Here is a 4,847-nt window from a genome sequence, read left to right as displayed (position 1 = left end):
TTCTCTGGGGGTTGGGCGCCACGGGCTCGAATGTTCGAGCGAGTTCCTGCAGTTCACGCGCTGTCCGGGGAACGCTATCGAATGCAACAGGTGTTGTGCAAGCAAACCGGTCTTGAATACTCACCGGTCTTGTTAGGTCAGTTGCTGACGGAGGGTGTCGAGGTCGCCAAGTACCCAGATGTCCGCGATGAGATTGTCTGCGGTGGTGAAGAAGGCAGCGCCGGAGTAGACGAACCGGCGGCCGGTTGCAGGGATGCCGAGCAGTGGCCCGAGGTGGGTTCCCGAGTACCGGAGTCGAGCCGCGGCACGGTGCGCGTCGCTGATGAGGTCGACGATTTCGTTGTGGAAATCTGGTGCACCACCGCGGATTTGGTCCCGGTAGGCACGCCATTGATCGCGCCCGGCTGTGGAGGTTCCGAGCGATCCGCGAAAGGTGATATCGGGCGCCAACGTGTCATCGACGGCGGTGTCGTCCCATTCGTTCCACAGCCGCTCGTAGAACCGCCGCGCCAGGTCGTGAGCCGAGACCGGGCCCCGCATGAGCCCCTCCTTACCTTTCCGCGGCGGTATCGGGCCGTGCGGGACCGGGCATCCCATGCGTGGTGTTAAGGCGAGTGATGAGTTCACGATTAGCGGCGCGGGCGGCGTCGAGTTCTTCGGTGCGCTCTTCGAGTTGAAGGCGAAGATCGACAATCTGCTGTTCAAGTCCGGTGATTCGCTGGTGGAGTTGGTCGATGTCGTCGGGGGCGCCGATGCCGGATTCCCGCCAGGCTTGCTCACCCAGCGCAGCGGAGAGTCGGTTTTCGAGTTGCTGGACCCGTGCGGCCAGCCGGGCTGCTCGCTGCTGAGCGTTGAGCAGATCGGTCTGCAGCGAGGCAGTGCTCACACCGCCCGCCGCCAACCTGCTGGTGGGTTCGACTGCGGCGGCGTGGATTTGTTCGAGCAGGTCGCGGTGGCGGTAGAGGAAGCTGCGGTCCACGCCAGCGGCTTGGGCGATGGCGCTGACGGTGATCTCGTGCTGGCCAGCGTGCGCGTCGGTGAGTGTCTTGAGCACACGTTGGCGCCGACGCAAGGAGTCGGCGCGTCGGCCCGCGGCCATGGCAGCCGAGCGGGAGTGGTTCGGTGAGGTCACGCAGATCCTTCCTGGAGTCGTGGCGAGGGTGCGATACGTGGCATGCCGAGCAGAGTGACGCGATGGCGCCGAACTGCGGCGACGGCTTGGTCGATGTCGGCGCGTTCGCCGTCGTCGAGTTCTTCCAGATCGCCTTTGATGCGCTGAATCAACCCGCGTGTGAGGGTGATTTCGGTGTCGGAGGGCATGGCGTCGGCGCGCGCCCAGTCGTCGATGTCGGTAGCGGCTCGCAATCGTTCACGAATACGCAGCAAGTCGTCGAGATGAGCCTGCAGGTCGGGCAGGTAGGAGACGTCGGTGCGGAAGTGTTCACATCCCAGGCAGCGGAATCGGTAGGGGCACGACTGGCCGTTGGCTTTGACGTTGGATGGTTCGGAACACACGCCGTAGGGCACCGCGACTTCTCCGACCGCGCGGCGGGCGTATTCGGAGTCGATCAGTGCTTTGATGTCGCGCCAGATGCGGTTGCCGTGCCGGTCGAACTGCAGCGCACTGACCCGGTCGACGGCGTCGCGGCGACGGCTCTCCTCGACCCGGTAGTAGCCTTGCGTGGCTTTCAGGTCGCGGTGATTCATCAACTCCCGCAACACATCCGGCGGAACTCCGCCGTCAGCGTGGCGTTGGGCGTAGGTATGCCGGTAGCAGTAGGCGACCAGTCGGGTGGTGTCGAAGGGGGTGCCGTCGGCGGTGCGCAGTTCGGGGATGGCGTTGATCCATTCCCGGTGCCGATGGATGAATCGGGATACGTTCAGCGGTCGACGACCGCCTTGCTGGATAGTGCGCGCAGGCAGCAGCGCGAGCTCACCAACCGGTGTGTCGGGGTAGCGCGCGCGGACCCGCTGCTTTTGACGGGTGATGAGCTCTGCGGTGGCCTCGGGGATCGGCAGCCTGCGTCCGGGTCGATCGGCCTTGTCGTTGTCGTAGATGAGCACCGGTTTGCCGTCGGCGTCGCGGTCAAGACAGTCCCAGGCCAGCGAGCAGACTTCATCGGGGCGGCGGCCGGTGTCGATGAGAATTTCGACCGCAGCACGCATTTCCGGGCCGGCCAGTGCTTCGAGCTGGGGGAGGTGGTCACAGATCTGCCGCAGTATTTCCGGTGGCAGATCGCGCCCGGGTTCGCGATCCGGGCGTCGCGGCATGTCGCTGGTCTGCAGCACGAACTCTTGGCTGAGGCCGGCAGCGGGCTCGCCCTGGCGGGTCAGCCCGAGGGCGCGGATGCGCGACAGCATGGTCTTGGTCTGCTGGCATGTCCTGATCCGTGTGTCGCGGCTCAGGACGCCGCTGCTTTCCAGGTAGGTCATTCGGTTCAAAAAGTTGTCGATGTCGGCGCGTCCCAGCATGCTGGGTACCTCGCCACGATCGGAACGCATGCGCAGGCTTTCCGAGAGCCGCTCCAGGCAGCCGACGTGATGCGACACCAGGTGACCGACCCGCTTTCCCCGGCGTTGCGGCAGGTCGTCAAGAGCCCACCGTTTGGCTGCTTCACGCAGCCAGGGCTGGCTGATCCCGGTAAACCGCAATCTGCCGCGATACCCGAATGCAGCCAAATCCCATACGTCCTTTGTCCTTTCGGTTTCAGGATTGAGCAGGCTTCGGCGCAGGTAGGCGGCGAAGCTGTTGATCATCCCGCGGTAGGCCTCGTTGAGCCCGGTGGTGTCGGCGTCGGCGATGCTGGTGACCCGCTGGCGGCGCAGTTCGTTGCAGAGCGCGGTGAGCTGAAAGTCGTCGAGTTTGCGCCCGGACGTTGTGCGCTCTTGGACGCCGTAGAGCACCTGCGCGACGACCAGCGGCGGCAGGCCGCGCAGGCTGACCTTTCCCGGTTCCTTGGTCGGTGTGGCGGTCAACCGCCACACCCGCTCGTCGGTGTCAGAGCCCAGCCTGCGCTTGGCGTGCCACCGCTGTTCGTGTGCGCTGCAATACGACCCGCGCGTGGCCCTGCGGCGTCGGGTGCATGCGGCCACCAAGCACGGACCCGTATCGGGCAACGCGATCACCGATGGGTCTACCAGGAACTCCTCGATCGATACACCCAAGACACGCTGCTGATGCCGATGCGCCTCACACAGCCGGTGTTGACACGATGCCCAAAACCGCTTGCAGCCCGTGACCACGCACGGCCTGGGCTGGTCACGATCGCGGGGCGGCATCTTGTCGATATCGTCGGGACCCAGACGGTGCCTGGCCAGACGCTTCTGGCAACCTTGACAGATTCGCAAAACACCGCGCGCAGTGAACTCACATCCTGGCGCACGACAGACAGGACGGCCCAGCAAGGGATGGTCCTCCGGCAACGAGAGCGTCAATGTTGCAGCGTCCCAATTGATTTCGGAGAGGAACCGCTCAGCCAACAGCCGTTGAAGTCGGCTGAACTCGTGTTCCGGCTCGATGGGCGAACCCGAAACGGCGCTAGCAGCACCCCTTGCGTTCACCGCATCGCTCCGTGCTGCTCGCGCGGTGTGGGGACACGTTCTATCGCATCGCGCAGACGGCAGGGATCAGGATGCACATAGACCTGTGTCGAGGCCACGCTCGCGTGACCGAGCAGCTGTTGGACCTCATCGAGCGACCCCCCAGCGTCCATCAGATTGCTGCCGAAGGCATGGCGCAGCTGGTGCGGTGTCACCCGCCGGCCAAGGCCCGCCCGTTTGCAGAGGTCTGTGATCAGGGCGTTGATCGCATCCGGCGGCATCGGCGCGCCGATCGGCTCACGGAACAGGTTGACGAACAAAAAGTCGCTGTCACGAGCCCGTGGCACCGCAAACCGCTCGAAGTCGTAGACGTCGAAGGCTTGCACCGCAAGGAAATCCAGCGGCACATGCCGACACCGACGCGATTTAGCCCACGCCCCGTTCGGGTTGTCGCGGCGCACCACATGCAGGTGGGCCCGCTTGACCGGGCATCCCAGCACCGTCGAGTCCGGCAGCAGATGCAAGTCGCTGCGCCGCAGCCCGGTCAGTTCGCCACGGCGCAGCCCTGCCCGCGCCAGCAGCAACACGATCAAGCGATCTCGCGTCGAGCGGCATGCCCGAAGCAGCGCCACAATCTCCTCGTCGCTGGCGCGATCGACAGGGTCGTCTCGCTCATGCAGCCGATGCAGCGGTCGCAACCTCCACGCCCGTCGCGCCTCCTCGCCCTTTGCCTCGACCGGCACATCGCGGTCGTCGGCGAGCTCATACAGCAGCTGCACCACGTCCTCGTCAACGCGGCCCCTGGTGGCTGCGAACACCGCAAACCCGCGCACCGCCACCAAAATCCCGTTGATCCGACCGGCACCGCGAGCCGCCGGCGCACCCGGACCTACGGCGATGACCGCATCATCGGGCCCGGCGGGCGAATGCCGCAGCCATGTGATGAACAAACCCAAATACGACAAACCCGTCACCCAGTCGCGGCCGGTGCGTTGACACCAGCGCAGATACAGCGCGATCGCGCCCGCATACGCCTTCGTCGTCGACTCCGCGCGGTCCTGACCAAACCGCACATGCCGCAGAAACGCGTCGGCGTCGGCAACTACCTCCAGGTCGTCATCGAGAACCGTCCAATACCGAACACCCGACGGCAACGTCACTGGAAAGGCTCGCACCCCGGTCCTCCTGTTCACATGGCGACCAACAACTACCAGCCACGTGAACAACACCCCCAGAGACACGCCGCAGAACCCGCAACGGGCTGGCCTGATGCGACGTCACACCACGCCTGGCCGATCCCAAGAGAA

4 protein-coding genes are annotated in these 4,847 nt (G+C 65.1%); all 4 read right to left on the bottom strand.

What is annotated here, in order from left to right; translation table 11 throughout:
• Positions 1-132: 132 nt before the first annotated feature.
• Positions 133-540: an ester cyclase gene (locus ABDV69_RS20160; protein ID WP_343577530.1), complete on the bottom strand. Its 408-nt coding sequence runs from the start codon at positions 538-540 to the stop codon at positions 133-135.
• A 10-nt stretch (positions 541-550) separates the two neighbouring features.
• Positions 551-1,132, bottom strand: a complete 582-nt coding sequence (locus ABDV69_RS20155; RefSeq protein ID WP_343577528.1) for a DUF6262 family protein — start codon at positions 1,130-1,132, stop codon at positions 551-553.
• The gene (locus tag ABDV69_RS20150; protein WP_343577526.1) at positions 1,129-3,165 is read right to left on the bottom strand and encodes a tyrosine-type recombinase/integrase; all 2,037 of its coding nucleotides are present in this window, start codon (positions 3,163-3,165) and stop codon (positions 1,129-1,131) included. The genes ABDV69_RS20155 and ABDV69_RS20150 overlap by 4 nt, the downstream gene beginning before the upstream one ends.
• Before the next feature lie 392 nt (positions 3,166-3,557).
• A complete protein-coding gene (locus tag ABDV69_RS20145; RefSeq protein WP_343577524.1) occupies positions 3,558-4,715 on the bottom strand; it encodes a tyrosine-type recombinase/integrase in 1,158 nt (385 codons plus the stop codon).
• Between the last annotated feature and the right edge of the window lie 132 nt (positions 4,716-4,847).

The sequence above is a fragment of the Mycobacterium sp. genome, from assembly GCF_039583785.1.
Classification (GTDB): domain Bacteria; phylum Actinomycetota; class Actinomycetes; order Mycobacteriales; family Mycobacteriaceae; genus Mycobacterium.
This window is presented reverse-complemented; position numbering and strand designations above follow the sequence as displayed.